22 protein-coding genes are annotated in these 26,870 nt (G+C 71.1%); 13 read left to right on the forward strand and 9 right to left on the reverse strand.

Annotated features, from left to right (window positions below):
- Window position 1: 1 nt before the first annotated feature.
- The 6 genes from ABD784_RS11635 to ABD784_RS11660 all read left to right on the forward strand — a co-directional run bounded on the left by ABD784_RS11635 (window position 2) and on the right by ABD784_RS11660 (window position 7,579).
- The gene (locus ABD784_RS11635; protein ID WP_344884728.1) at window positions 2–955 is read left to right on the forward strand and encodes an ABC transporter permease; all 954 of its coding nucleotides are present in this window, start codon (window positions 2–4) and stop codon (window positions 953–955) included.
- Window positions 952–1,866 carry an ABC transporter ATP-binding protein gene (locus ABD784_RS11640; RefSeq protein ID WP_344884730.1) on the forward strand — a complete coding sequence of 305 codons (915 nt, stop codon included), beginning with the start codon at window positions 952–954 and terminating at the stop codon, window positions 1,864–1,866. Before ABD784_RS11635 ends, ABD784_RS11640 begins: the two co-directional genes overlap by 4 nt.
- Window positions 1,863–2,849, forward strand: coding sequence for an ABC transporter ATP-binding protein (locus tag ABD784_RS11645; RefSeq protein ID WP_344884733.1), 987 nt, complete (start codon window positions 1,863–1,865; stop codon window positions 2,847–2,849). The genes ABD784_RS11640 and ABD784_RS11645 overlap by 4 nt, the downstream gene beginning before the upstream one ends.
- On the forward strand, window positions 2,846–4,372 hold the full coding sequence (locus ABD784_RS11650) for a glycoside hydrolase family 32 protein (RefSeq protein ID WP_344884736.1): 1,527 nt from the start codon (window positions 2,846–2,848) through the stop codon (window positions 4,370–4,372). Before ABD784_RS11645 ends, ABD784_RS11650 begins: the two co-directional genes overlap by 4 nt.
- Before the next feature lie 107 nt (window positions 4,373–4,479).
- On the forward strand, window positions 4,480–6,114 hold the full coding sequence (locus ABD784_RS11655) for a glycoside hydrolase family 32 protein (RefSeq protein ID WP_344884739.1): 1,635 nt from the start codon (window positions 4,480–4,482) through the stop codon (window positions 6,112–6,114).
- A gap of 583 nt (window positions 6,115–6,697) precedes the next feature.
- Window positions 6,698–7,579 carry an alpha/beta hydrolase family protein gene (locus ABD784_RS11660; RefSeq protein WP_344884742.1) on the forward strand — a complete coding sequence of 294 codons (882 nt, stop codon included), beginning with the start codon at window positions 6,698–6,700 and terminating at the stop codon, window positions 7,577–7,579.
- A gap of 73 nt (window positions 7,580–7,652) precedes the next feature.
- Here the strand turns inward: ABD784_RS11660 and ABD784_RS11665 are convergent, their stop codons facing one another.
- Genes ABD784_RS11665 through ABD784_RS11675 form a run of 3 tightly spaced genes read right to left on the reverse strand, consistent with a single transcriptional unit; the run spans window position 7,653 to window position 10,900 of the window.
- Window positions 7,653–8,546 carry a carbohydrate ABC transporter permease gene (locus tag ABD784_RS11665; protein WP_344884745.1) on the reverse strand — a complete coding sequence of 298 codons (894 nt, stop codon included), beginning with the start codon at window positions 8,544–8,546 and terminating at the stop codon, window positions 7,653–7,655.
- 3 nt (window positions 8,547–8,549) lie between these two features.
- Complete coding sequence (locus tag ABD784_RS11670) at window positions 8,550–9,512, reverse strand: carbohydrate ABC transporter permease (RefSeq protein ID WP_344884748.1); 963 nt, start codon at window positions 9,510–9,512, stop codon at window positions 8,550–8,552.
- On the reverse strand, window positions 9,509–10,900 hold the full coding sequence (locus ABD784_RS11675) for an ABC transporter substrate-binding protein (RefSeq protein WP_344884751.1): 1,392 nt from the start codon (window positions 10,898–10,900) through the stop codon (window positions 9,509–9,511). The genes ABD784_RS11670 and ABD784_RS11675 overlap by 4 nt, the downstream gene beginning before the upstream one ends.
- Before the next feature lie 237 nt (window positions 10,901–11,137).
- On the opposite strand from ABD784_RS11675, the gene ABD784_RS11680 reads away from it, so the two are divergent.
- Complete coding sequence (locus ABD784_RS11680; RefSeq protein ID WP_344884754.1) at window positions 11,138–12,079, forward strand: sugar-binding transcriptional regulator; 942 nt, start codon at window positions 11,138–11,140, stop codon at window positions 12,077–12,079.
- 57 nt (window positions 12,080–12,136) lie between these two features.
- Here the strand turns inward: ABD784_RS11680 and ABD784_RS11685 are convergent, their stop codons facing one another.
- From ABD784_RS11685 to ABD784_RS11695, 3 genes are read right to left on the reverse strand one after another with little or no spacing between them, the layout of a single operon-like run.
- Window positions 12,137–13,267, reverse strand: coding sequence for a LacI family DNA-binding transcriptional regulator (locus tag ABD784_RS11685; protein WP_344884757.1), 1,131 nt, complete (start codon window positions 13,265–13,267; stop codon window positions 12,137–12,139).
- 31 nt (window positions 13,268–13,298) lie between these two features.
- Window positions 13,299–14,189, reverse strand: a complete 891-nt coding sequence (locus ABD784_RS11690; RefSeq protein ID WP_344884760.1) for a PfkB family carbohydrate kinase — start codon at window positions 14,187–14,189, stop codon at window positions 13,299–13,301.
- Window positions 14,190–14,204: 15 nt separating this feature from the next.
- On the reverse strand, window positions 14,205–15,206 hold the full coding sequence (locus ABD784_RS11695; RefSeq protein WP_344884763.1) for an SIS domain-containing protein: 1,002 nt from the start codon (window positions 15,204–15,206) through the stop codon (window positions 14,205–14,207).
- Between the two features lie 272 nt (window positions 15,207–15,478).
- Between ABD784_RS11695 and ABD784_RS11700 the strand changes: the two genes are divergently transcribed.
- The 4 genes from ABD784_RS11700 to ABD784_RS11715 are packed head-to-tail and all read left to right on the forward strand — an operon-like array spanning window position 15,479 to window position 19,515.
- Window positions 15,479–16,795 (forward strand): ABC transporter substrate-binding protein, encoded by a 1,317-nt coding sequence (locus ABD784_RS11700; RefSeq protein ID WP_344884766.1) that lies wholly within the window; start codon window positions 15,479–15,481, stop codon window positions 16,793–16,795.
- Complete coding sequence (locus ABD784_RS11705; RefSeq protein ID WP_344884769.1) at window positions 16,764–17,825, forward strand: carbohydrate ABC transporter permease; 1,062 nt, start codon at window positions 16,764–16,766, stop codon at window positions 17,823–17,825. Before ABD784_RS11700 ends, ABD784_RS11705 begins: the two co-directional genes overlap by 32 nt.
- Window positions 17,825–18,658, forward strand: a complete 834-nt coding sequence (locus ABD784_RS11710; protein WP_344884772.1) for a carbohydrate ABC transporter permease — start codon at window positions 17,825–17,827, stop codon at window positions 18,656–18,658. Before ABD784_RS11705 ends, ABD784_RS11710 begins: the two co-directional genes overlap by 1 nt.
- On the forward strand, window positions 18,655–19,515 hold the full coding sequence (locus tag ABD784_RS11715; RefSeq protein ID WP_344884775.1) for a TIM barrel protein: 861 nt from the start codon (window positions 18,655–18,657) through the stop codon (window positions 19,513–19,515). Before ABD784_RS11710 ends, ABD784_RS11715 begins: the two co-directional genes overlap by 4 nt.
- Window positions 19,516–19,618: 103 nt before the next feature.
- Here the strand turns inward: ABD784_RS11715 and ABD784_RS11720 are convergent, their stop codons facing one another.
- On the reverse strand, window positions 19,619–22,294 hold the full coding sequence (locus tag ABD784_RS11720) for an ATP-dependent DNA ligase (protein ID WP_344884778.1): 2,676 nt from the start codon (window positions 22,292–22,294) through the stop codon (window positions 19,619–19,621).
- Between the two features lie 160 nt (window positions 22,295–22,454).
- On the opposite strand from ABD784_RS11720, the gene ku reads away from it, so the two are divergent.
- A complete protein-coding gene (gene ku, locus ABD784_RS11725) occupies window positions 22,455–23,561 on the forward strand; it encodes a non-homologous end joining protein Ku (protein ID WP_344884781.1) in 1,107 nt (368 codons plus the stop codon).
- Entirely contained in the window at window positions 23,562–24,569 is a 1,008-nt protein-coding gene (locus ABD784_RS11730; RefSeq protein WP_344884784.1) for a DNA topoisomerase IB, read from the forward strand. It begins immediately after the preceding gene.
- Here the strand turns inward: ABD784_RS11730 and ABD784_RS11735 are convergent.
- On the reverse strand, window positions 24,556–25,806 hold the full coding sequence (locus ABD784_RS11735) for an MFS transporter (protein ID WP_344884787.1): 1,251 nt from the start codon (window positions 25,804–25,806) through the stop codon (window positions 24,556–24,558). The two genes, ABD784_RS11730 and ABD784_RS11735, sit on opposite strands and share 14 nt — an antisense overlap.
- Window positions 25,803–26,825, reverse strand: a complete 1,023-nt coding sequence (locus ABD784_RS11740) for a zinc-dependent alcohol dehydrogenase family protein (RefSeq protein ID WP_344884790.1) — start codon at window positions 26,823–26,825, stop codon at window positions 25,803–25,805. The genes ABD784_RS11735 and ABD784_RS11740 overlap by 4 nt, the downstream gene beginning before the upstream one ends.
- Between the last annotated feature and the right edge of the window lie 45 nt (window positions 26,826–26,870).

The raw sequence follows: 26,870 nt of genomic DNA on the forward strand, positions 1-26,870 counted from the left end.
CATGGCTCTCCCACCCCCCGCCCCGGCACCCGGCCGTTCCCGCGGCCGTGCCTCCCTGCGACTCATTCGCACCCTGGCCCGCAATCGCAAGGCCGTCGTCGGCCTCGCCATCCTCGCGGTGTTCGTCCTCCTCGCTCTGCTGGCACCGGCCCTCTACCCGGAGGACCCCTCGCGTATCGGCTCCGGCGGCGCGACTCCGCCCAGTCCGGAGCACTGGCTCGGGACGACGGCGAAAGGCCAGGACGTCATGGCCCTGACCCTGTGGGGCGCGCGCTCGTCGCTCTTCGTCGGCGTCCTCGCCGGGGTCCTCGCGACCATCGTCGGCGTCGTCGTCGGGCTGACCTGCGCCTACTTCGGCAGGGCCGTCGACGAGGTCCTGTCCCTGCTGACGAACGTCTTCCTGCTGCTGCCCGGGCTGCCCTTGCTCGTCATCCTCGCCGCGTTCATGCCGCCCGGCCTGGGCACCGTGATCATCGTCCTCGTCATCACGGGGTGGGCCGGCAGCGCCCGCGTCCTGCGCTCCCAGTCCCTCTCCATCCGCGGCAAGGATTACATCGCGGCGGCCTTGGTGACCGGCGAGAGGCCGCTGCGGATCATGCTCCGCGAGATCCTGCCCAACATGGCCTCGATCGTCATGACCACACTGCTGGGCAGCGTGATCGGAGCCATCGGCGCGCAGGCCGGCCTCGAGTTCCTCGGCCTCGGCGACGCCAACACCATCTCGTGGGGCACCAACCTCTTCTGGGCGTCGACCGACGGTGCGCTCATGCTCGGGCAGTGGTGGATCTTCGTCCCCTCAGGCCTGGCCATCGCGCTGGTCGCCTACGCCCTGGCCATGTGCAACTACGCCGTCGACGAGATCACCAACCCGCGCCTGCGCAAGCCACGCCGGGCCGCGAGCGCCACGGCGCCGACCGCCGTGCAGGCCGCCGAGCCGCAAGGAGCCCACCAGTGAAACCAGTCCTCGACATCGAAGAGCTGACCGTCGAGTACGTCAGCGACGAGCGCTCCGTCCGCGGAGCCGACCGCGTCAGCTTCCACATCGCACCCGGCGAGATCCTCGGGCTCGCCGGCGAGTCCGGTTCCGGCAAATCCACGGTGGCGCACTCCATCATGCGACTCCTGAAGGACCCGGCCCGCATCACCCACGGGGCCATCCGGTTCGACGGTGAGGATGTCCTGTCCATGAGCGCCGACGAGTTGCGCTCGTGGCGCTGGCGCGAGGTCGCGATGGTCTTCCAGTCCGCCATGAACTCGCTCAATCCCGTCATGCGCATCGGCGACCAGCTCGCCGACGTGTTCACCACCCACGAGGGCCTCGGCAAGCGAGAGGCCCTGCGGCGGGCGGCCGAGCTGCTCGAGCTCGTGCGGATCCCTGCGGACCGCGTGAACTCCTACCCGCATCAGCTGTCCGGCGGCCAGCGGCAGCGCGTCGTCATCGCCATGGCGAGCGCCCTGCGCCCGCGCCTGCTCATCCTGGACGAGCCCACAACGGCCCTCGATGTCGTCGTGCAGCAGGAGATCCTGGCGCAGATCCAGGAACTCCAGGCGGAACTGGGGTTCGCGGTCCTGTTCATCACCCACGACATGTCGCTAATGCTCGAGATGTCGGACCGCATCGGCGTCATGTACGCCGGCCGCCTGGTCGAGCTCGCCCCGGCCGAGGCGTTGCGGCGGAGGCCGCTCCACCCGTACACGCAGGCCCTGATGGGCGCGTTCCCGCCGATCAGCGGCCCGCGGGTGAAGTTGACCGGGCTGAGCGAGGGTGTGCGCTTCACCGAGATCGGCGATCTCGAGGACACCGGCGGCGGTCACTTCGTCGCCCCGACCGACTCCACGCACCTCGAGAGGGAGGCACTCCGATGACGACGACGGCCCCAGCGAAGGTCACCGCCCCCGCAGTCCGGGTGCGGGGCCTGAACAAGACCTTCACGACCGGCAGCCTGCTGGCGCGGAAGCGGCTCCACGTCCTGCAGGACATCGACCTGACGATCGACGCCGGTGAGATCGTGGCGCTGGTCGGCGAGTCCGGTTCCGGCAAGTCGACGCTGGCCCGCTGCCTGGCGCGCCTCGAGCAGCCGGAGTCGGGTGCGGTCGAGGTTTTCGGCGAGGACGTCCTGCGCACCCAGCGCCGCGGCGCGTCTCGCCGGTACCGCAGCGATGTCCAGATGATCTTCCAGGATCCCTTCGGGTCGCTGAACCCGACCCACCGGGTCGAGTCCGTGCTGGAGCGTTCGCTCCGCCTGCACGGAGGGACCGGGCAGTCGGCGTCGGGGCTGCGCAGCCGGCTCGTGGAACTCGTCCGTACCGTGGACCTGGACCCGGCGGTCCTCAGCGCGTTCCCGCACGAGCTCTCCGGCGGCCAGCGCCAGCGCATCGCCATCGCCCGGGTGCTCGCCGTCGAACCGAAGATCATCCTGGCGGACGAGCCGACGTCGATGCTCGACGTCTCCGTCCGCATCGGCATCCTGAATCTGCTCGCCAAACTGCGGGACGAACGCGGCATCGCCATCCTCTATGTCACGCACGATCTGGCCTCCGCCCGCTATCTGGCAGACCGGACCATCGTCATGAACGCCGGACGCATGGTGGAGGGCGGGCCGTCGCTGGAGCTGCTCGATGACCCGCGGCACCCCTACACCCGCCTCCTCGTCAGCGCCGTCCCCGACCCGGAGCGCTCCGAGCCGTTCGACGCCGGTGCCCGCGCCGAGCTGCGGAAGGAGGTCGAGGCCTGGACCTCGTCGCCGCAGCAGGTAACCACCGCGGTCAGCACCGCAGGGGACGTCGGAGCCGCCGACGGACCGACCGATTCCGAGCACTGGGTGCTCATGCCACAGGAGAACAGATGATCCCGGCTTCCAAGCAGTCCACCGACCTGATCGCACAGGCACAGGCCGATCCCCTGCGCCCCCGCTATCACTTCACATCGCCGGCCGCCTGGCTCAACGACCCAAACGGGGTGGCCCAGTGGGACGGGCTCTACCACCTCTTCTACCAGTACAACCCGGAGGGCCCGTTTCACGACCGGATCCACTGGGGCCACGCGGTCAGCGAGGATCTGGTGCGCTGGCGCGACCGCCCCATCGCGCTCTCCCCGGGTTCCGGCCCGGACCGGGAGGGCTGCTGGTCCGGGGTCCTGGTCGACGACGGCGGGACTCCGACGATCGTCTACTCCGGCCGGGCCGACGGCCGGGAGCTGCCGTGCCTGGCCGTCGGCTCTGCGAACCTCGACGTCTGGACCCCTCTCGACCGTCCGGTCATCGACGCCCCGCCGGAAGGGCTGGAGGTCACCGAGTTCCGCGACCACTGCGTCTGGCGGGAGGCCGGGCGCTGGCGACAGCTGATCGGCAGCGGGATCGTCGGGGCGGGCGGCACGGCCCTGCTCTACGAATCCGAGGACCTCCGGTCCTGGACGGAGGTCGGCCCGCTGGTCGTCGGCGATGGCCAGCCGGTCCGACTCGACGACATCGACTGGACGGGGACCATGTGGGAGTGCGTCGACTTCTTCCGGCTCGCGCCCGGTCCGGACGGCGAGACCGGGCCGCCCGACGCAGACAGCGCCGACCCGCACCTGCTCGTTTTCTCGGCCTGGCACGAGAACATCACGCTTCGCCCGTTCATCGCCGTCGGCTCCTACGATGGCCGCCGCTTCTCCATCGACCGGGTCCAACGGCTCGATCTGGGCGGACGTCATGCCTACGCCCCGCAGACGTTCCGCGACGATCACGGGCGGCGCGTGCTCTGGTCCTGGATGCAGGAGGGGCGCGACGACGCCGCCCAGGCCACGGCCGGCTGGTCCGGGGCGATGACCATACCCCGTCGGCTCTGGCTCGACGCGGACGGCGGGGATGCAGCCGGCGTCGTGCGCGCCGAGCCGGTGGCCGAGGTGGAGTCCCTGCGCTCCCTGCCCCTGCTGCCGCTGCCCGCTCCCACCGGTCAGCGCGAGTTCGCCGGCACGGCGGCCGACGTCGAGATCGCGGCGCGGATCGAGACGGGCGACCGCCTCGACGTCGTCCTCTTCGCCACGGAGGACGGGGCCGAGCACACCGACCTGCGCGTCCACCGGCGGGCCGGCGGTGTCCTGGAGATTGTGCTGGATCGGGAGAGCTCGACGCTGGCGGGCGGGTGCGACACCTCGCCGCACGCCGGCGAGGTCCGCTCCACGGCCGTGGAGACGCAGATCCGGATCCTGCTGGACGCCTCCAGCGTGGAGGTCTTCGTCGACGGCACCGCGCTCACCTCGCGGGTCTACCCCACGCGGCCGGACGCGAGCCGCATCCGGATCGAGAGCCGCGGCGGGGCCACCGTCACGTCCGCACGCGCCTGGCGACTCGAGGGGACCGAGCAACCGGGGCGCGTGCTGCGCCCCTGAGTCCCCGCGCTCCCGTCACACCGTCCTGTCCCGGCCCGCCCACGGCCACTACCGTTCCGACACTCAGCGTTCCGCCACCGAACAAACCCCTGGAAGAGAGGCCACCCGTGTCCAAGAACCACGAGAACCAATCCGAGTCCCTGCCCCGCCGCGCACCGGCCGTCGGCCGACGTTCCATGCTCCTCGGTGCGGGAGGAGCGGCCGCTCTGGGCGGCCTGTCCCTCGGCGGGATCGCTCCCGCGGCCGCCGCGCCGGACCACGCCAACCCCGGCCGCCCGAGCGGAAAATCCGCACGGGCCGTCCCGGAACACTCCTACCGTCCCGCCTACCACTTCAGCGTCCCCGACAACTGGAAGAACGATCCGCAGCGGCCCGTCTTCGTGGACGGCGAGTACCTGTACTACTACCTCTACAATGCCGACTACCTCGACGGTGGCGCGGGGACGTCGTGGCGTCTGGCGACCACCCGGGACCATGTGTCGTTCGAGGAGCACGGCGTCGCGATCGAGAAGAACACGAACGGGAACGGCGACTGCTGGTCCGGCTGCGTCGTCGTCGACCATGACGACACGGCCGGCTACGGGGCGGGTGCCCTGATCGCCCTGGTGACGCAGGCGCCGTCGACCGGTCAGGCGCAGTACCTCTGGTACTCCACCGACAAGGGCCGGACGTTCACGCCCGGCGGGGAGGACCCGGTCCTGCCGAACCCCGGGCGTCATGACTTCCGGGATCCGAAGGTCATCTGGGACGCCGACCGCGGCCGCTGGTTCATGGCCAACGCCGAGGGCAACCGGCTGGGCTTCTACGCCTCGGCGAACCTGCGCGACTGGGAGGAGGTGGGCTCGTTCCATCGGGACGACCTAGGCCTGCTGGAGTGCCCCGACATCTTCCAGATGATCGCGGACGACGGCACAGCCCACTGGGTGCTGGGCATCAGCGCCAACGGCAAGGCGCGCGACCTCCCGGCCACGTACGCCTACTGGACGGGCACCTTCGACGGCGCCTCATTCACCCCCGACGCGGCCGAACCGGAATGGCTGGACCGGGGGTTCGACTTCTACGGGGCCGTCACCTACGAGCACTACGACGACGCCGGCCGGCTCGACCCGTCGTTGCGCCGGGCCATCGGCTGGGCGAACTTCTGGGACTACCCGCACAACTCCCCCAGCCTGCTCACGGACGGCTACAACGGCGACGACATGATCGTCCGTGACGTCCGCATGGTCCGCGCGGGCGGGAAGTACGTGCTCGTCTCGCAACCGACGGCGGCGCTGGCCGATTACACGTCGAAGGTGCACGAGATCGGAACCACGCGGCTCTCCGGCAACCGCGACCTGGAGCTGCGCTCCCGTGCCTACGAGCTGGCGTGCACGCTCGTCTGGGATCCGAGCAATCGCCCGGACAACATCGGGCTTGAACTGTGCCGGGCTCCCGGCGGCGGCCGCCACGTTGCAGCCGGGGCCTTCCTGGGTGGCGGCTTCACCTACGTCAACCGTCGACCGACGTTCAATCCCGGTCATGGCGGAGAGTCACAAGTTCCCTTCGACATTAGCTCGGGCCGCCTCGACGTGCGGGTACTCGTCGACCACGCCAGCGTCGAGCTCTTCGTCGGCGACGGACGGGTGGTGCACTCCCATCGGGCGTTCCCGCTGGCAGGGGACGACGGCATCCGGTTGTTCGTCCACGGCGGCGAGGCTTCCTTCGAAAACCTCCTGATTCGAGAACTCGACGTCGCTGACTGACGACGGCGCCTACCAGGGGCCGCCCCCCTGGTAGGCGGCCCGGGCCTGGCGCACAGCGCCATTCCCGCCGGGTATGGCGCAGTACCGATGCGGACTGAGCTCTCCCGCCGGGATCCGGCGCGCCATAGCCTGATGACCGTCCTGCCGGCGAGTGAAGCGGACGATTCGACGGCCGGCAAAGTGAACGGAGTTCCCTGACGCAGTGCACCGCCAAGAACCACCGCCAAGAACCACCGCTCCAAGACTCACCGCTCCTAGAAGCACTGCTCCGTGGAGGGGAGAGGCGCAAATGACGGCACTGCCTGAACTGACCGCGCCATCCGACCCCTCGGGCGACCCTTCCCGCGGTCGCGGCACCGAACCGCTCCTCCACCCATTGAGGAGGAGCGACGTACTGCGCGCGCGTGCGGACTGGCGAGACGTCCATTCACGGGTAGCGCACGGTGACGGCCATGACTCTCTCGCCGAGCCAGTCGAGACCTGCGTCGCTTCCCTGCTGGCCCCGTTCGCCCGGCTACTGCCCTCGGCGCGGGGCGGGGTCCCCGCCGCGCGGCTCCTCGACGAGGTGGAGGGAGCCGGCTACGTGCGGCAGCGCTGGCAGCTCGAGCTGTACGCGGGCACGCCTTTCGGCGTCTACGTGCTGCGGTCGACGACGCCCACCGTCGGCAACGGGAGCGCACCTGGCCGCGCGACGGCCAGCGGCCTCGGCCCCGGTGCCTCCTCGGCCCGCCCGACGGTGCTGGCGATCCACGGGCACGGGTATGGCAGCCGCCAGCTCGTCGGCCTGAACGCCGACGGGACGGTGGATACCGCCCGGGCCGACGGCCACGCCCACTTCGCGGAGTCGCTGGCCCGGCTGGGGGCGAACGTGGTGGTGCCCGACGTCCTCGGCTTCGGCCAGCGGGTCAGCGCGGCGGATCAGGACCCTGCCGAGACCTCGGCCTGTGCCCGCCTGAGCTCGCGCTTCTCGGCGCTCGGGCTGTCCCTCGCCGGCGCCCGCACGGCCGAGTTGGTCGGCGTCGTCGACTCACTGCCCGCGCTCGGGCTGGACGCCACCGCTCCCCTGGGCACGGCCGGACACTCCGGCGGATCCCTGCTGGCCATGCTGCTGGCGCTGGCCGACCGGCGGGTCTCTGCCATCGCGCTGTCCGGCTACGTGAACACGTTCGCCGCGAGCATCCTGGCGATGCGCCACTGCCCGTGCAACTACGTGCCCGGACTCCTCCGGGCCGGCGAGATGCCGGAGCTGCTGGCCGCGCTGGCGCCGCGGCCGCTCCTCGTCGAGGGAGGGACCGCGGACCCGATCTTCCCCATCGCGGGGTTCCGCACCGCCGTCGGGCACCTCCGGGAGGCGTACGCGGCGGCGGGCGCCGCGGACGCTTTCCTCGCCGTGGAGCACGGCGGCGACCACCGGGTCGACGGCGGGACGATCCACCCGGCGCTCGTGGCCGCACTGGGGAACTGACCGGCCCGCCCGCCGTCCTCCGGACGAGAGGGGAGCACGGCGGGCGGGCCGAGGGGCGAAGAGGCCGGGCGGTCTACTTCACGGCGCCCATCGACAGGCCGCGGACCAGCTGCTTCTGGGCCATCCAGCCGGCGAGGACCACCGGCAGCGAGGCCAGCACCGAGGCCGCGGAGAGCTTCGCCAGGAACAGCCCCTCGCTGGTCATGGTGCTCATGAGGAACACCGGGACGGTCGCGGCCTTGGCGGCCGTGAGGTTGAGCGCGAAGAAGAACTCGTTCCACGCGAAGATCACGCAGATCAGGGCCGTGGCCGCGATGCCCGGCGTGACCATCGGGATGAGGACCGAGCGCAGCGTCTTCAGCAGGCCGGCCCCGTCCATCGCGGCGGCCTCCAGCACCTCGCCGGGGACCTCCTGGAAGAAGGACCGCATCATCCAGACGGCGATGGGCAGGTTCATGGAGGTGTAGAGGATCACCAGCGTCCACACGTTGTCCAGGACCTTCAGCTGCCCGGCGATCACGTAGATCGGCATGATGACCGCGACCACCGGCAGCATCTTGGTGGAGATGAAGAAGAACAGGACGTCTGACGTCTTCTTCACCGGCCGGATGCTCAGCGAGTAGGCCGCCGGGACCGCCAGCACCACCACCAGGAGCGTGGAGACGCCGGTGGCGATCAGCGAGTTCAGGAAGTACGGGCCCGCGTTCATGGCCAGCACGTCCGCGTACTGCTGCAGCGTCGGCTCGAAGAAGAAGGTCGGCGGCGTCGAGGCGGCCGCGTTCTCCTGCTTGAAGGACGTCGCGACCATCCAGAGGACGGGCGCGAAGAAGATCAGGGCCAGCAGCCAGGTGATGACGGTCAGCAGGCGGCCGGTGGCGGTGGCGCGGGCGGAGGACTGCGGACGACGGCGTGCGGCCGTCGGGCGCGGCGCCTGCGGCGCGTCGGGGGTCGTCAGTGTGGTGGCCATGGCTCAGTCCTTCGTGTCGAAGCTGCGGAAGATGAGGCGCAGCGCGAACGTGGCGATGATGATCGTGGCGACGACGGTGACGACGCCCATGGCGGCGGCCTGGCCGATGTCGAAGCCCAGGAACGCGCGCTGGTAGATGTAGAACGGCAGGTTGGCGCTCGCGGTGCCCGGCCCTCCGGCGGTCATCAGGTAGATCTGGTCGAACGTGTTGACCACGTAGATGGCGCCGAGCAGGACCGCGAGCTCCATGTAGCGGCGCAGCTGCGGGAGCGTGACGTAGAGGAACGTCTTGCCCCAGCCGGCGCCGTCGATCGAGGCGGCCTCGAGGACGTCCTTCGGCTGGGCCTGCAGCCCGGCGAGGATCAGCAGCATCATGAACGGGGTCCACTGCCACACCAGCGCCATGACGACGGAGAAGAGCGGCAGCTGGGAGGTGAAGTCGATCGGCCCTGCACCGAAGAGCCCGATGACCCAGTTGAGGAGGCCGAAGCTCGGATTCAGCAGCGAGACGCTCCAGAGCATCGACGTCGCCGCCGGCATGATCAGGAACGGGGTGATCAGCAGGGTCCGCACCACGCCGCGGCCCAGGAACTCGCGGTCCAGCAGGAGCGCGAAGAGCGTGCCGAGCACCAGGGAGGCGAGCACGCAGGCGAGCGTGATGACGACGGAGTTCAGCGCCGCCCCGCGGAAGGTGGAGTCCAGGAAGATGTCCACGAAGTTCTGGAACCAGACGAACGTGGTGCCGTCCGGGCGGAGCAGGTTCCAGGACTGGAGCGAGTAGATGATCGTCAGCAGGAACGGGATCTGCGTGACGATGATCGTGAAGACGAGGGCGGGCAGCAGCGGGAGCCGGCGGGACCAGCCCTCGCGCCGGGCGATGCGGCGCTGCTCCGGGCTCTGCTTCGGCGGCCCCGGCCGGGCCGCGCGCCGCTCGGGGGCGGCGCCGGGGGCGAGTGAGGTGGTCATGCTCGGCCTTCCGTGTAGGTTCGGGCCACGCTGGTGGCGAAGATCTGCGCCTGCGCCAGGGCGTCCTCGACGCTCTGCTGGCCGGCGATGGCGGCGGAGACCTGCTGGCCCACGCGGGTGCCGAGGTCCTGGAACTCGGGGATGCCGACGAACTGGAGGCCCGGGTAGGGCACCGGCTGCACCATCGACGTGTCCTGGCCGGCCTGGCCCATCGCGGTGAGCGTGGGCTCGGCGTACCGCTCGGCGATCTCGGCGTACTCCGGGATCTCGTACGTGGACTGGCGGCTGCCCGGCGGCAGGCGCTCCCAGCCGATCTCCTCGCCGACCAGGCGCATGTACTCCTTGTTGGTCATCCAGGCGATGAAGTCCCAGGCGGCCTGCTTGTTGCGGCTGGTCTCGGGGATCGCGAGCGCCCAGGTGTAGAGCCAGCCGGCCGCCTCCGTCTCCTTGACGGGCGCGAGGGCGTAGTTGGTGCTGCCCACGACGGTGGACGACGCCGGGTCCTCGATCGAGGAGACCATGGCCGTCGCGTCGTACCACATGGCCGCGTTGCCCTGCGCGAAACGCGTGAGGCAGTCGCCGTAGCCGCTGGTGGCGGCGCCGGGTTGCCCGTGCTCGCGGACCAGGCTCACGTAGTCGCTCACGGCGGCGTGGACCTCGGGGCTGTCCAGGCGCGGCCGCCAATCCATATCGAACCAGCGGCCGCCGTACGTGTTGATGACCGTGTTCAACGGGGCCAGGTTCTCGCCCCATCCGGCGAGGCCGCGCAGGCAGATGCCGGAGAAGTTGTTGCCCGGGTCGTGGAGCTGCGCGGCGAACTCGCGGATCTGGTCCCAGGTGGGCTGCGCCGGCATGCTGAGCCCGGCCTCGTCGAACAGGTCCTGGCGGTAGACGAGGAAGGAGGACTCGCCGTAGAAGGGCACCGAGTACTGGCCCTCCCCCACCGTGAGGGCCTCGCGGATGCTCGGGATGAAGTCCTGCCGATCGTAGCCCGGCGTCCGGTCCATGAACGGCACCAGGTCGGTGATCCAGCCGTTCTCCGCCCACATCGGCGTCTCGTAGTTGGAGATCATCACCACGTCGAACTCGCCGCCTCCGGTGGCGACCGAGGCGGTGATCTTGGCCCGGGCCTCGTTCTCCGGGAGCGAGACGAACCGGACGTTCACCCCGGGGTGCTGCGCCCGGAAGTCGGACATCAGCGAGATGGCGTCCTGCATCTGCGGGTTGGACACTATCGCGACCACGATCTCGCTGCCGTCGCCGCCCGCGGCGTTGGCGCCGCTGCACGCGGACAGTCCCGTGGCGGCCGCGGCCCCGAGGCCGAGCCCCAGGAGCCGGCGTCGACTCAGCGACATCTCGCCGAGCGCTGCTCTGCGGTGGGGGATCATCTGCTCTCCTTGTCGGTGCTGCATCGTTCGCGGTGCCGGACGGCTGCCCGTGCCGGGATCGCCGAAACTCTCGCTCAGATGATTCAGCAGCACCGCTCATTTGATTACCTGTGACTCTAGCCACACGTGACCAAATGAGCAAGAGTGCCTTACGCTGGGGGTCCGGGGCGCTCAGATGAGCGGCTGCCCCGCCGGTCCGCGTTCCCCGCACGGCCGCCCCCGCCACGAAGGAAGCCCATGTCAACGCCGCACCACGAGCTCCTGGCCGACATCGCCTCGGCGTACTACGTGGACAACGCGTCCAAGGTCGAGATCGCCAAGACGCACGGGCTCTCCCGCTTCCAGGTCGCCCGCTACCTCGAGGAGGCCAAGCGGGAGGGCATCGTCACCATCTCCATCAACCGGCCGGCCCGCACCCTGATCGACACCGCTGCGCTAGCGCGGGCCCTGGGCCTCGAAGCGGTCGCCATCGCGGACCGCCCCGGCGCCGACGAGAGCGCCCGCGAGAAGGTCGCCGCGGAGGCCGCCGTCGTCCTCGAGTCCCTGGTCCGGCCCGGAGCCACCGTGGGAGTCTCCTGGTCCCGGACCCTCAACCTGATGGCCGCGCACCTCGAGCGCCTGCCCGAGTGCCAGATCGTCCAGCTCGCCGGCGACCTCAAGGTCGGGGACGACGGCGGCTCGGGCCAGCTCCTGCACCGGCTCGGCGCGGCGTCCGGCGGCCGGACGTGGCCGCTGCCGGCCCCACTGATCGTGGAGACGGCCGGCATGGCCGCCAGTCTCCGCCGCCAGCCGGAGATCTCCGAGGCCCTGGCCCAGGCGGACGGCCTGGACCTCGCCGTCGTCGCGGTCGGGACCTGGGCCCCCGGCGCGTCCACCGTCTTCGAGCGGCTCGACGAGCCGGAGCGGAGGGAGCTCGAGGGCCTCGGAGCCGTCGCCGAGGTCTCGGGCCGGCTCCTCGACGCCGACGGCCGGGCGGTCCAGAGCCCGCTGGATGCCCGCGTCCTCGCCGTCACGCTGGACCAGCTGCACCGGGCCGGCACCACGGTCGCCGTCGGCTACGGCCGCGCCAACCTGCCCGGCGTCACGGCGGCGCTGCGCGGCGGTTTCATCCAGCGTCTGATCGTCGACGACGAACTGGCACTCGCGCTCGCCGCGCAGGCGGGGCTGCCCGGGTCCTGAGGCCAGGTCGCCGCGATGGCCCGATGACGGCCGTCGACGCCGAGACGAGGCGGTCCGTCAGCCGCGCCGGGCGGACCCGTCGGCTGCCCGGGGCCGGCGGACCGACGCACGCTCGACGAGCCGGGTCTCGAGCGTGTGGAATGCGCTCGGCCCGCGCGGGGCGGCCGATCGGCCCTCGCCCGCGTCGATGGCCCCGAGCAGGATCTCGGCGGCCTTGGCGCCGAGCGCCAGCGTCGGCTGCTCGATCATCGTCAGGGGCGGCTCGATCACGGCCGCCCACGAGCTGTCGTCGAAGCCGATGAGCGAGATGTCCTCCGCGATCCGCAGGCCGGACTCGCGGATCGCCCGGAGCGATCCCGTCATCGCGTCGTTCTCCGTGCAGAACAGGGCCGTCGGCGGGTCCGGCAGCGCCAGCATGCGGGCGACCTCGGCCTGTGCGTGCTCCTCGGTCTTCGCGCCGACCATGACGAGGTCCGCGTCGAAGACGATGCCCTCGTCGTCGAGCGCGTCGAGATAGCCCTGGAGGCGCTCGCCGTCGGTCCAGAGGTTCCGTACGGCCCCGTCCACCAGATCGCGCCGTCTCCGGGGACGGCCCTCGATCGGCGGTCCCCAGACGAACCCGATCCGGCGGTGCCTGGCGTCGACCAGACGGGCGACCGCGCCCCGCGCGGCGGCCCGGTTGTCGATGAGGACGGCGTCGAGATCCAGCCCCGGCACGGCGCGGTCGACGAGGACCACTTTGATGCCGCGCGCCCGCGCCTGCTCGATGTGGGAGGCCGACGCGGCATCGAGCGCGGCCGACGCGACGATGATCCCATCGACCCGCTTGTCGATGAGCACGTTGATCGCCGCCACCTCCTCGTCGAGGTCCTCGTGCGTGCTGAGCACCAGCGTGTCGAAGCCGCGGGAGCGGGAGGCGTCGGAGATGCCGCGGACCACGCCGCCGAAGAAGGGGTTGGCGATGTCCGCGACGATCACGCCCAGGGTGTGGCTCACGCCCGTGGACATGCTGCGGGCCAGCGCGTTGGTCCGGTAGCCGATGCGCTCGGCCGCGGCGAGGACCCGTTCGCGCACCTCCGGGCTGACGTAGCCGTAGCCCCCGAGGGTCCGAGCGGCCGTGGAGCGTCCGACCCCGGCCTCGGCCGCCACCTCGGAGATGGTGGGCGGCACCGAGCGTTCGGACATCATCGCGCCGGCCCCCTTCCACGTCACTTCCTGCTCACCGTCCACCCACTGCGGACGGCGTCGTACTGGGGCGGCCGCGCGCGAACGCGCCCTCCACGAGACACTGGTCCCGCGCCGCCCACGCCCCCGCCTCGAGCCCGGCCCGCAGGCCGGACGCCCCCGGCGGCCTGCCACGGCGCCAGCCGGTGCCGTGCAGCTCGACCAGAAACCCGGCGAGGAACGCGTCGCCGCAGCCCATCGTATCGACAACGGGCGTGCCCTCCGGAACGAGCTGGGCCGGCGCCGCCGCGCGCAGGCTCCCGTCCGTCACGAGCGCCCCATCGGTCCCCCGCGTCCCGAGCGCGAGTCCCGCCCCGCGGCGCACGGCGTCGTCGAGCAGGGCGAACGCCTCATCCTCCTCCAGCCCGGCACAGGACAGGAGGACCAGGTCCGCCGACGGACCGATCCGGTCCAGGTACTCCGGCGTCCGGAAGTCCGGCTCGCTGGAGAGGTCGAAGCTGACGAGCACGTCATGCCGGCGGAGCCTGGCCAGCTCGGCCTCGGTCCCGGAGTAGACGCTGGAGTGCACGACGTCGAAGCTCGCCGCGTACTCCTCGCGGCCGTCCTCGAGGTCCACGGGGTGCCGGACCGTGACGCCTCCACCGTTCCAGCCCTGGAAGACCCGGTCGCCGTCGATCACGCGCAGCGACGAGACCCCCGACTCGCCGGCACGGACCACGCTGCGCTGCGTCCGGACCCCGGCGTCCTCGATCGCCCGGCGGAGGAACCCTCCGAGCTCGTCGTCGCCGAAGACGCCGAGATACTCCGCGTGCGCTCCGGCCCGGCGGGCATAGACCGCCACGTTGACGGCGTTCCCGCCCGGGTAGTCGAGGCCCCGGTCCAGGAAGCGGTCGACGATGTTGTCGCCGAATCCGAGCAGCCGCATTCCCCTGCCCGCCTCTCAGTACTGGAGGACGCGGTAGTAGCGGCGGAGGTCCAGCGAGTGGTCCCGCACGCGCTCCAGGTGCTTGCTGACGCGTCCCATCACGGTGTCCAGCACGATCGGGGCGATCAGCGCGCGGTTCTCGGGGCTGAAGCCCTCGAGCACGTAGTTGCGGGTGTCGAAGACGGTGACGTCCTCGGAGATGCGCTTGACGAAGTTCTCCGCCCGGTCGGTGAGGGGACGCGTCCGGTCCTCGCCCTGGAAGACCAGGACGGCGGTGTCCTTCTCGAGCAGCTCGAGGGAGCCGTGGAAGAACTCAGCGCTGTGCACGCGGGTGGTCCGCAGCCACTGCATCTCCTCGAGGATGCACATCGAGTAGAGGTAGGTGAACGCCCAGATGGGGCCGCCGCCGATGAGGAAGTAGTAGTCCGTGTCCCGGTGCGCCTCGGCGAAGGCCTCGGCCATCGGCTCGGCCTGCCGGGCGACGCCGACCATCGCCTCGGGCAGGTTCGCGAGCTCGTCCGCCAGGGAGGCGTAGCCGGCGAACTCGCCGCGGCGGTCCAGCAGTCGGCCCACGAAGAGCAGCAGCTGCATGTCGAACGGCCAGGTCTTGGGCTCGGAGACGAGCACGTGGTCGACGGCGGTCGCGATCGGGGACTCCGGGTAGCCCGTGAACGCGATCGTCGTCGCCCCGGCCGCCTGGACGTACTCGATCGCGCGCAGGACGTCCTCCGTGGTGCCGGTGACGGAGGTGAAGACGACGGCGGTGCGCTCGCCGAGCAGTGCATCGCCGGCGACGACGAGCTCGGCCGCGATCGCGGAGCGCACCGGCAGCGTGGAGCGCTCCCGGGCCAGCTGCTCGTAGGGCCACATCTGCGCGTAGGTGCCACCGGCGCCGACCAGCAGGACGTTGTCCACGCCGCCGGCGAGCAGCTCGTCGACCAGCTGCTCGATCCGTGGCCGCAGGGCGACGGCGCTGGCGAGCTGGGTACGGAATTCGTTCTCTTCGAAGCCGAGCATGTTTGTTCCTTTCTCGCGATCCGGCGCACGGGTCCCCGCAGAAACGGAATGTGGTACCGGTATCAGGTGCGCATCATCGTGGCACACGCGGACGAACAGCGTCAATCCCCTGAATCATGCGGGTTATGCAGTTCTCGAGATTGGTTTCGGGAAAACTCTGGTACCGGTATCAGGTTTTGGTTACACTCGCCTGACAGCCACGCACCGACGTTCCGGCGGCGGCCGGAGGCCGTCGCAGGCGGCACCGGGGCCGCACCCTCAGAGAGGCAGACATGAACACGAAACGCACCTTCTCGGTCGCAGCGACCGCAGCGGCCGCCCTGGCACTCGCCGGCTGCTCCAGCGGGGCGGCGCAGCCCCCGGCGGACGTGACGGCCGAGCCCGTCCACGAGGGCACGGTCTCGATCCTGACCAAGTTCGCGGGCGAGCCGCTGGAGACGTACTTCGCGGACATCGCCGCGGCGTACGAGGCGGAGCATCCCGACGTCGACGTCGAACTGATCCAGGAGACCGACCAGTCGATCAAGGACAAGACGAAGACGCTGACCGCCTCGCAGGCGCTGCCTGACGTCTACTTCACCTGGACGGGCGACTGGGCGCAGAACTTCGTGGAAGGCGGGCTCGCGGCGGACCTCTCGGAGCTCATCGCGCCCGGCACGGAGTGGGGCGACCGGTTCGGCGAGGCATCGCTGTCCGCCTTCGAGTACGACGGCAAGTACTACGGCATCCCCCTCTACAACAACGGCAAGTTCATGGGCTACAACGAGTCCGCCTTCGCCGACGCGGGGATCGAGGTGCCGACCACCTTCGGCGAGCTGATCGAGTCCTGCGCACCGCTGCGCGAGGCCGGCTACGAGCCGATCGCCTTCGGCAACAAGGACGGCTGGCCCGCCCTCCACTACCTGCAGCAGCTGTTCGCGCACAACGTGCCGAGCGAGGTGCTCCAGGCGGACTTCGAGCCGGAGACGGCGCAGTGGACGGACCCCGGCTACGCGAAGTCCCTCGAGCAGTTCCAGACGCTCGTCACCGAGTGCACGGACACGGGGACCGGGACCAACGGCGTCCTCTACACCACCGCCCAGGAGGCCTTCGCCGGCGGCCGCGCCGCCATGTACTACCAGGAGGTCCTGGAGTTCGACACCGTCACGGCCGAGGGCAGCGCGCTCGCCGCCGAGGACTTCGGGATCTTCCCGCTCCCCGCCCCGGCGGACGCCGCCGGCGACCCGCGGGCGCTGGAGGGCGCACCGGAGGGATACCTCATCAACGCCCGGTCGCCGCAGGCCGCCCTGGCCGCCGACTTCATGAAGTTCGCGACGCAGGAGGAGCACGCCAAGACGCTCTCGTCGGCTCCCTACGGGCAGCCGAGCAGCGTCGTCGGCGCCGTCACCGAGGAGACCTCCAGCCAAGCGGTGTTCGAGGGCATCACCGCGGTCAATGAGGCGTCGCAGCTCGTCGCGTGGCTGGACACCGTCACGGTGCCCGAGGTCGCCGGCGCCTGGCTCGCCGGCGGCGAGGCGCTGATCAGCGGCAGCTCCACCCCGGAAGAGGTGCTCGAGAGTGTTCGCGCAGCGAACGACGACGCCGAGTGAGGCGCGGGTGTCGGGCGGCCCCGCCCGGCACCCCGGCGCCGCCGCGCCGGCCCCCGTGCTCGAGCGTCCCCGGCCCGCACGGCCGGTCCCGGACCGCAGGCCCCGGCGCCGGTGGCGGCGCGGGGGCGTCGGCGGCGGCGCGGTGAAGTCCCGGCGGTCGCGCATCCTCGGGCTGGCCTGGGTCCTGCCGGCGCTCCTGGTCCTCGGCGTGTTCGTCTATCTGCCGCTGGTGCAGAACTTCGTCTTCTCCACGCAGGAGTGGGACATCTACTCCGGCGCCTCCGTGCCCGTGGGGCTCGAGAACTACGAGAAGCTCCTCGGCGACGCGGTCTTCTGGAGGGCGCTCGGCAACAACGTCCTGTACGCGCTGCTGTCGATCGTCTTCCAGGTGGCCGGCGCCCTGGTCCTCGCCGCGATGATCGAGAGCCTCCGCAGCGAGCGGTGGCGCAAGGCCCTCCGCGCGGTGTACTTCATCCCGTCCGCCATCTCGCTCACGGTCGCCGGCCTCCTGTTCTACTTCATCTACGAGCCGAACCTGGGGCTGTTGAACCACCTGCTGGACGCGACCGGGCTCGGTTTCCTGGCCCAGCCGTGGCTGGGCCAGGGATCTACCGCCATGGTGGCCATCATCGCCATGAGCCAGTGGCAGGGGTTCGGCTACTCGACGCTCCTGTTCGCGGTGGCGATCCAGCGCGTCCCCACCGAGCTCTACGAGGCCGCCGCACTGGACGGGGTCGGACCGATCCGCCGCTTCTTCAACGTGACCGTGCCGCTCGTGCGGGAGATGACCGGGCTCATGGTCATCATCACCATCTCGGGTGCATTCCAGGTCTTCAACGAGGTCATGGTGATGACCAGCGGCGGCCCCGACAACTCGACGCAGGTGCTCGCCACCTGGCTGTACCGCAGCGGCTTCGTGCAGAACGACTTCGGGTACGCGGCTGCGATCGCGACCGTGATCTTCGCGGTGACGCTCGCCGTCGCCCTCGGCCAGCTCTGGTACACACGACGCAGAAGGGTGGATTTCTGATGACCCGCACCGGATTCCTCGGCTCCATCGGCCGAGTCTTCATGTGGTCCTTCCTGCTGGCGCTCGTGGTGGTGGTCGCCTATCCCCTGCTGTGGATGGTGCTCAACGGCTTCAAGACCAATGCGGAGCTCTTCGGCAACCCCTTCGCCCTGCCGGTCCAGCTGAACTGGGAGAACTACACCCTCGCGTGGAACAACGGGGTGAGCGACTACCTGACCGCCAGCGTCCTGGTCACGGTGACGTCGACGGTCGCGACGGTCTTCATCAGCGCGTGGGCGGCCTATGGCCTGACGCGCGTGCGGATGCCATTCGGCGCCACGATCTCCGGCATCATCCTCGGTGGCCTGATGCTGGCACCCGCCGTCGCGCTCGTCCCGCTGGTGCGCATGTTCCAGGCCATGGGTCTCTACAACACGTTCTGGGCGCTGCTCATCCTCTACACCGCGTTCCGGATCCCGTTCACCACGTTCCTGATCCGCGCGTACATGATCGATCTGCCTCGCGAGATCGACGAGGCGGCCGAGGTGGACGGGGCGAGCCGCTGGACCACGTTCTGGCGGATCACCCTGCCGATGTGCAAGCCGATCATCATCTCCACCGTGATCCTCCACATCCTCTTCGCCTGGAACGAGTACCTCTTCGCGATGGTGTTCACGAGCGGCACCTCGGTCCAGACACTGCCCGTCGGCCTCACCAGCCTGATGAGCCGGCACGGGACCGACTATCCGGTGGTCTTCGCCGGCATGGTGGTCGCCGCGCTGCCGGTGATCGTGCTCTTCTTCGCCTGCCAGCGCTACTTCATCAAGGGCCTCTCGGAAGGGATCGGGAAATGACGCGGGCACCGCTCGTCGACCGCATCACCGGGTCGAACTTCGGCTACCAGCACTTCCCGCTCGAGCGGTGCCTCGACGATCTCGCGACCCTCGGCCGCACCAGCATGGAGTTGTGGGGCGTGGCCCCGCATGCGCACGTCCCGTGGCTCGAGGACGACGACGCCCGCAGCATCCGGCGCGCCGCGGAGATGCGCGGGCTCCGCATCGCCTGCTTGACGCCGGAGCAGGTCGCGTACCCCGTCAACGTGGCGTCGCCGGATCCGCAGCTGCGCCGGAGCAGCGTCGCGATGTTCCGGCGCGCGGCCGAGCTGGCCGCCGAGCTCGGCGCGCAGATGCTCCTCGTCACGGCGGGGCGGGGCGGCGAGGACGAGTCGCCGTCGGCGGGCTGGGCGCGCGCCGTGGACTCGCTGGGCGAGATCACCGCCCACGCCGCGGGGCTGGGCGTGGACTGCGTGCTCGAACCCCTGCAGCGGGTCGAGTCCAACCTCGTGAACTCGGCCGCGGACGCGGCGCGGATGCTGGCCGACGTCGCGGAGCCGCGTCTCGGCGTGGTCCTCGACACCGTCGGTGCCGCCGTGTCCGGGGATTCCGTCGACGACTACGCGCAGCTGCTCGGCGAGCGCCTGCGCCACGTCCACCTCGTCGACGGCGCTCCCGCCGGCCATCTGGCCTGGGACGACGGGCGTCTGCCGCTGGACGAGATCGTCGCGGCCCTCGACCGCTGCGGGTACGAGGGCCTGGCGACGGTCGAGCTGTTCGGCGACGGACGCTACGCCCTCGAGCCACGCCCCGCGCTCGAACGATCGCTCGACGCCGTCCGCCGCGCCGTCGCCGGCGCCGGCGGAAACGCCGGCTGACCGGTGCCGCACCCGCTGGGCGGCACCGGCGGAAAGCCGGTCGGCAGGGTTCCTTGGAGGGCGCCGCCGCGACCGGTCCGGCGGGTCCCTTCCGGGCCGAGCGTCACTCCTCCCAGCCGACGTCGTCCGCGTCCTTGTCCGGACGCCAGCCCCGCCAGACGGGGTGGCGGAGCCGGCCGCCGCCGGTGACCTCGGAGTAGCGGACCTCGCCGACCAGCCGCGGCGTCACCCAGTGGGCGTCCCGCGCATCGGCGCGGGGCACGTCCGCCGGTGGGGTCTTGCGCTCGATCCGGCGCAGCTTCTGGGCCGCCTCCTCGAGGTCGCGGTCGTCGAACCCCGTGCCGACGCGTCCGGCGTAGACGAGCCCGCCGTCCTCCGGCACCGCGACCAGGAGGGAGCCGATGCTGCCGGCGCGCGAGCCGAGGCCGGTCCGCCAGCCGATGACCACGACCTCCTGGTGCTTCTCGTTCTTGATCTTGATCCAGTTCCGGCTGCGCCGGCCGGGCTGGTAGGTCGAGTCGGCGCGCTTGGCGATGATGCCCTCGAGGCCCAGCTCCAGGCTGGACTCGATCGCGTCGTCGACGCCGCTGCGCCCGTCCGCGTCGTCGCGGCTGGTGCCGTGCGCCGGCGGCTGGTGGATGTGCTCGCCCTCCTCGACGGCGGCGAGGAGCGCCTCCCGCCGTTCGGTGTAGGGCTCGCGCATCAGGGCCCGGACGCCGCCGTCGTCCGGCACCCGCAGGGCGTCGAACAGCATCAGGTGCACCGGGACCTTCTCCGCCGCGGCCTCGATCTCCTTCTTCCTGGTCAGCTTCATCCGGGTCTGCAGGAGCCCGAAGTCGGGGCGGTGCCCCGCGCCGAGCGCCACGATCTCGCCGTCCAGGACCGCGCCGTGGAGGTCCGCCCCGTCGGCGCCGAGGCCGGCGAGCTCCTGCAGCTCCGGGTAGAGCGCCGACATGTCGCGGCCGTTCCGGCTGGTCAGCTGGGCCTTCCCGTCGACGATGCCGACGATCGCGCGGACGCCGTCCCACTTCATCTCGAAGACCCAGTCGTCGTCCGGCGCGAGGTCGCCGACGCCGCCGGCGGTCGCGAGCATCGGCGCCGGGGGCTCCTCCAGCTCCTCGGTCCAGCGGGCATCGCCCTGCCGGGGCTTCTTCGGCGCGGAGCTGCGCTGCGCCTCCCGCCGGGCAGCGCGGTCCCGCGGGGAGCGGGACTGGTCCTTCATGAGCTTCAGCAGCCAGTTGTCCTCGCCGCCCATGCCCGGCGCATTGATCAGCGCGAAGCGCCGCGGCACCCCGCCGAGCCCGCCGTCCGGCCGGCCGGAGAGCACCGCGATGACCTCCTTGCCCTCGCGCCACTTCTCGATCTCGATGGTCCCGCTGTCCCAGATCGAGACCTGCCCGGCCCCGTACTCGCCCTTGGCGATCTCGCCCTCGAACGTCGCGTACTCCATCGGGTGATCCTCGGTCTGGACGGCCAGGCGGTTCTCGTCCGTCTCGAGCGGCGGCCCCTTGGGGACCGCCCAGGAGACCAGGACGCCGGAGTGCTCCAGGCGGAAGTCGTAGTGCAGCCGCCGGGCGTGGTGCTCCTGGATGACGAAGATGGGCTCCTCCCCCTCGCGCGGCGCGGGCGACTCCTCGGGCACCGGCTCTCGCGTCTTCGTGGCATCCCGCTTGGCGCGGTACTCGGCGAGCCGGTCCGCGGGCGCCGGCGCAGCGCCGTCGTCCCCCTTCTTCCCCGTCCGGCCCGCGGCGCCGTTGCCGCCGGACTTCTTGGACTTCTTGGACTCCTTCGACTCCGAGGGTCCATCGCCGGCGGACGACGGCTGCTCGGCGGCCTTCCGGCCGGCCCGCGGCCCGGGCCCCTCGGTCTCCGAGGTCCCGTGCCAGCCCTGCTCGGCGATGGGGTCCAGCCCGGACTCGACGCGCTCGAGCACGTCCAGGTAGTCCAACTGGGCGAGGTCCGGGCTCTTGATCTCCTTCCAGGTGCGCGGCGCCGCGACCATGGGCCGGGCGCGGCCGCGCAGCGAGTACGGGCAGACGGTGGTCTTGTTGCCGTTGTTCTGACTCCAGTCCACCAGCACCTTGCCCGTGCGCAGGGTCTTCTTCATGTCGGAGACCACCAGGTCCGGATGGTCCGCCTCGAGCGCGCGGGCGAGCTCGTGCGCGACGTCGGAGACCTGCTCGGTGGTGTAGGTCCCGTCGAGCGCCACATAGAGGTGGATGCCCTTGGAGCCGGAGGTCACCGGCACGGCGGTGAGGTCCATCCCGTCGAGCAGCTCCCGGCACAGCAGCGCCACCTCGGCGCACTCGGCGAGCCCGGCCCCCTCCCCCGGGTCCAGGTCCAGCACCATCCGGTCCGGGTTCCTCGGCGTCCCGTCCGGGGCGAAGCGCCACTGCGGCACGTGGACCTCCAGCGCCGCGACCTGGCCGAACCAGGCGAGCACCGCCGGGTCGTTGGCCAGCGGGTAGGTGTTGGTGTGGTCCTTGTGCTTGATGGCCGCGCGCGGGATCCAGTCCGGCGCCGAGTCCTCCAGGTCCTTGCGGAAGAAGACCTTGCCGGGCTTGTCCTCGGTGCCGACCCCGTCCACCCAGCGCTTGCGCGTGACGGGCCGCCAGGCGGCCTGCGGGACCAGGACGTGGGCCACCCGGGCCAGGTAGTCCAGCACGTCCGCCTTGGTGGTGCCGGCCTCCGGGTAGAGGACCTTGTCCAGGTTGCTCACGCGCAGCCGCTGCCCGGCGACCTCCACCGTCTGCCGCTGCGATCCGCTCCGTCCCGCCATGCTCTCCTCCGTTCCCGCCTGCGTCCGCGCCGGCGGTCCCGCGTCCCACCAGGGGCGCAGGGCGCCGCACTGCTCCCACCCTGTCCGGCGGGGGCTGGCTTGGCCAGAGGACTCAGCGAATCCCTAGCCAACTCCAAAGGTCCGGTGGTTCACTGTGGCCATGAGGGCCATATGGACGGGCGCTGTCGCCTTCGGACTGGTCAACGTGCCGGTCAAGGTCTACGGCGCGACCACGGATCACGACATCCGCCTGCACCAGGTGCACGACGCCGACGGCGGGCGGATCCGCTACGAGCGCCGGTGCGAGGTCTGCGGCAAGAAGGTCGAGTACGAGGACATCGACAAGGCGTACGACGACGGCGACCGCACCGTGGTCCTCTCCGACGAGGAGATCGAGTCGCTGCCGGCCGAGAAGAGCGACGAGATCGACGTGGTGCAGTTCGTGCCGAGCGATCAGATCGACCCGCTGCTCCTGGACAAGAGCTACTACCTGGAGCCGATGTCCAAGTCGCCGAAGGCGTACATCCTGCTGCGGCGCACCCTCGAGGCCAGCGACCTCACGGCGATCGTCCGGTTCTCCCTGCGCCGACGCACCAACCTGGGCGCGCTGCGGGTACGGGACAAGGTCCTGATCCTCCAGCAGCTGCGCTGGGCCGACGAGCTGCGCGAGGTGGACTTCCCGGCCACCCAGAGCAAGGCCAAGGTCAGCGACCAGGAACTGAAGATGGCCTCTGCGCTCGTGGACCAGTTCTCCGGCGACTTCACGCCCGAGGACTACGTGGACGAGTACCAGGAGGAGCTCCAGGTGCTCATCGAGGAGAAACTGGAGCAGGGGGACGCGCTGGACACGGACGCCACCTTCGGCGACGCCGAGGCCGCACGCGAGGAGGCCGAGACCGATCGCGGCAACGTCGTGGACCTCATGGAGGCGCTCAAGCGCAGCGTCGAGTCCAAGCGCGGCGGCGGCTCCAAGCGCGCCTCCGCGGCTGACGCGGACGCCGACGAGAGCGACGACGACGCAGACGAGAAGCCTGAGCCGTCGCGGAAGTCGGCGTCCTCCAAGAGTGGGTCCAAATCGAGCGGGTCCAAATCGAGCGGAACCAAGTCGAGCGGATCGAAGTCGTCGGCCAAGAAGAAGGAATCGACGTCCGGGACCGCCAAGAAGTCCTCCGCGGCGAAGAAGTCCGGCACCGCCAAGAAGTCGTCGGGCTCGTCCGGCAGCTCCTCCTCCGACAGCAGCAAGAAGACCACCAAGAAGAGCGCGTAGGTGAGAGCCGAGTCCATGTCGCCCGCCGCGGACGGGCTGGTCCGCGTCGAGCCCGGGGAAGGCGGGATCCGCCGCCGTCGAGCCGGCAAGGGGTTCGCGTACTACTCGGCCAACGGGCGCAGGATCGGGCCCGGGCCGCTGCTGGAGCGCATCAAGGGACTCGTGATTCCGCCGGCCTGGACCGACGTGTGGATCTCCTCCGAGCCCCGGGCGCACATCCAGGCGACCGGGGTGGATGACGCGGGCCGCCGGCAGTACCTGTACCACCCCGAGTGGCGGGAGCACCGGGACGCGGAGAAGTTCGCGCATTCGCTGGCCTTCGCCCGGAGGCTGCCGGCCATCCGGCGGGCCGTCACCCGGGACCTGCGCCAGTCCGACGACGGGCAGCGCCGCGCGCTGGCGGCCGCTGTGCGGCTGATGGACCGCGCCGGCCTGCGCGTCGGTGGGGCGGAGTACGCGCAGGAGAACGGATCGTTCGGGGCGGCGACCCTGGAGCGGCGTCATGTGAGCCTCGAGCACGGGATCGTCCACCTGCGCTTCCGCGGCAAGTCCGGCAACGACTGGGACGTCCGCGTGGAGGACGACCTACTGCACGGCTTCTTCGAGTCCGTGCCCGCCGGACCGCGTCCGGCGCCGGCGCTGTGCTTCGCCACGACCGCCGGTCCAGGCCGGGGCGGGCGGCGCTGGGCATGCATCGACGCCGGAGGCATCAACGCGTACCTCGAGCGGATCGCCGGGCCCGGCTTCTCGGCCAAGGATTTCCGGACCTGGCAGGGCACCGTCGTCGCGGCGCGCAGCCTCGCCCGGTCCTACCGCGCGGGCGACACCTCGCCCGGCGCCGTCGCCGCCGCCATGAAGGCGGCGGCCGAGTGGCTGCACAACACTCCCACGATCGCCCGCGACTCGTATGTGGACCCGCGCGTGGTGGAGCTGTTCGAGCGCGGCCGGGTCGCGGACTTCTCCAAGCAGCCGGACCGGGCTGTCCTGGCGCTCCTCACCGCGGGCTGAGGGCGTCGGCCGGGGGCAGGGCCTCGGCGTGGGCCTGCTCCGAGCGCGCACGACGGCGGTCGATGAGTCCGAGGGCCGCCGTCGGGATCAGCGTGAGCGCGATGACTGCGGTGCCCACTGCGGCGGGCCCGTCGAGCCCCAGCGGCGTGTCCAGCGCCGCGCCGGCGATCGGCGTGACGGTGGCGGTGCCGAGATTGAAGGCGGCGACGCTCAGTGCCGAGCCGAGCGCCGCTGCCCTGCCGGAGAAACGCACGGCGAGATGGATGAGGACGCCGTTCGCGCTGAGGCCGACGAGGCCCAACAGTGCGACCGTGGCGACGAGCGCCCACGGCGAGCTCGAGAACAGGGCGATCGAGGCCATCAGGACCGTGGAGACTGCCGGCGTCACGATGGTCACCGCATGCGGGTGCCGGTCCCCCAGACGGCCGGCGAGGAGCGTCCCGGCGAAGGAACCGATCCCGAAGACGCTGAGCACCAGGGGGACCGCCGCGGTGGACAGACCCGCCCGGTCGGTGAGCACCGGCGCGATGTAGGAGTACGCGGCCAGGACGCCACCGCTCGTCGTAGCGCAGGCGAGGAGAACCAACCACAACCTGGGGGAGAGGAGGTCGCCCAGGTCCGCGACGATGTCGCCGGCTGCGCTGCCACGGTCGGGCTGGTCACGCGGCACCCGCCGGAGGACCAGCACGGTCACGAGGGCGGCAGCCGCGGCGAGCGTCCAGAAGGTTCCGCGCCACCCTGTCACGTGGGCGATGTACGCGCCCAGGGGGACGCCGAGGACCGTGGCCAGCGACCCGCCGGCAGCGACGACGCCGACGGCGCGCGAGGCCAGGCCGGGACCCGCAGCGCGGCTCGCGACGACGGCGGCCACGGCCCAGAAGGCGCCGGTCGCCACGCCGGTGACGAACCGGGCGGCGACGATCTGCCCAGCGTCGGCGGCCAGTGCCACCCAGACGTGCCCGAGCACGAAGATCCCGAGCGCGATGAGCAGGGTCAGTCGCTGCGAGAGCCGGACCGTGAGCACGGTCATCAGCGGCGCTCCGATGATCATGCCGACGGCGAAGACGGTGATGAAGGATCCGACGCGGGCGAGCGACACCCCGAGTCCCCCGGCGATGTCCGGCAGGATGCCAGCGACGACGAACTCGGTGGTCAGCATCAGGAACGTGCCGACGGCGAGGACGTAGACGGCCAGGGGCAGGCGGTGGCGTCCCGCCCTCTCCGCAGGAATGCTCACAGCGTCAGGAGCACCTTGGTGGCGCGGCGCTCGTCCATGGCCCGGTAGGCCTCGGCCGCCTGCTCGAGGGGCAGCTCGAGGTCGAAGACGGCGCCCGGATCGATCTCGTCCCTCATGATCAGGTCGATCAGCTCCGGCAGGAACCGACGCACGGGCGCGGGCCCGCCGAGCAGGCTCACCGTCGCGAAGAAGAGGTCCAGGCCGTCCAGTTCCACGCCGTGGCTGACGCCGACGTAGCCGACGTGGCCGCCGGGCCGGGTCGCGTGGATCGCCTGCAGCATCGACTCCTGGGTGCCGACGGCCTCAATGGTCGAGTGGGCCCCGTAGCCGCCGGTCAGCTCCTTGATCCGGGCCACGCCGGCGTCGCCGCGCTCCTCGACGATGTCCGTGGCGCCGAACCCCTTCGCCAGTGCCTGGCGGTCGGCGTGGCGGGACATCGCGATGACGCGTTCGGCGCCGAGCCGCCGGGCGGCGAGGATCGCCAGCAGTCCCACGGCGCCGTCGCCGACGACGGCCACGGTCTTGCCGGGCCCGGCCTCCGCTGCGACGGCGCCGAACCATCCGGTCCCGAGCACGTCGGAGGCGGCGAGGAGGCTGCGCAGCTGCGCCGGGGTGGGCTCGCCGTCGACCTTGACCAGGGTGCCGTCCGCCAGGGGAATCCGGGCGTACTCGGCCTGCGTGCCGACCGAGCCCATCATCACCTGGTGGATGCAGCGGGACTGGAAACCGGCCGCGCAGATCTCGCAGGTGTTGTCCGAGGCGACGAACGACCCGACGACGAAGTCGCCGACGGCGACGTCCTGGACGGCGTCTCCGGTGGCTTCGACGACGCCCACGTACTCGTGGCCCATCGGCGTGGGTCCGCGGACCTCCTCGATCCCGCGGTAGGGCCAGAGGTCGGAACCGCAGACGCAGGTGGCGGTGACGCGGATGACCGCGTCGGTGGGCTCGACGACGGTGGGCTTCTCGATCTCGTCGACCCGGATGTCTCCGGGGGCGTGCATGACGACGGCGCGCATGGCTTCTCCTCGTGTCAGTTCATTCATCGCCGTCCACCACACCAC

This window comes from Zhihengliuella alba, from assembly GCF_039538765.1.
GTDB lineage: Bacteria > Actinomycetota > Actinomycetes > Actinomycetales > Micrococcaceae > Zhihengliuella > Zhihengliuella alba.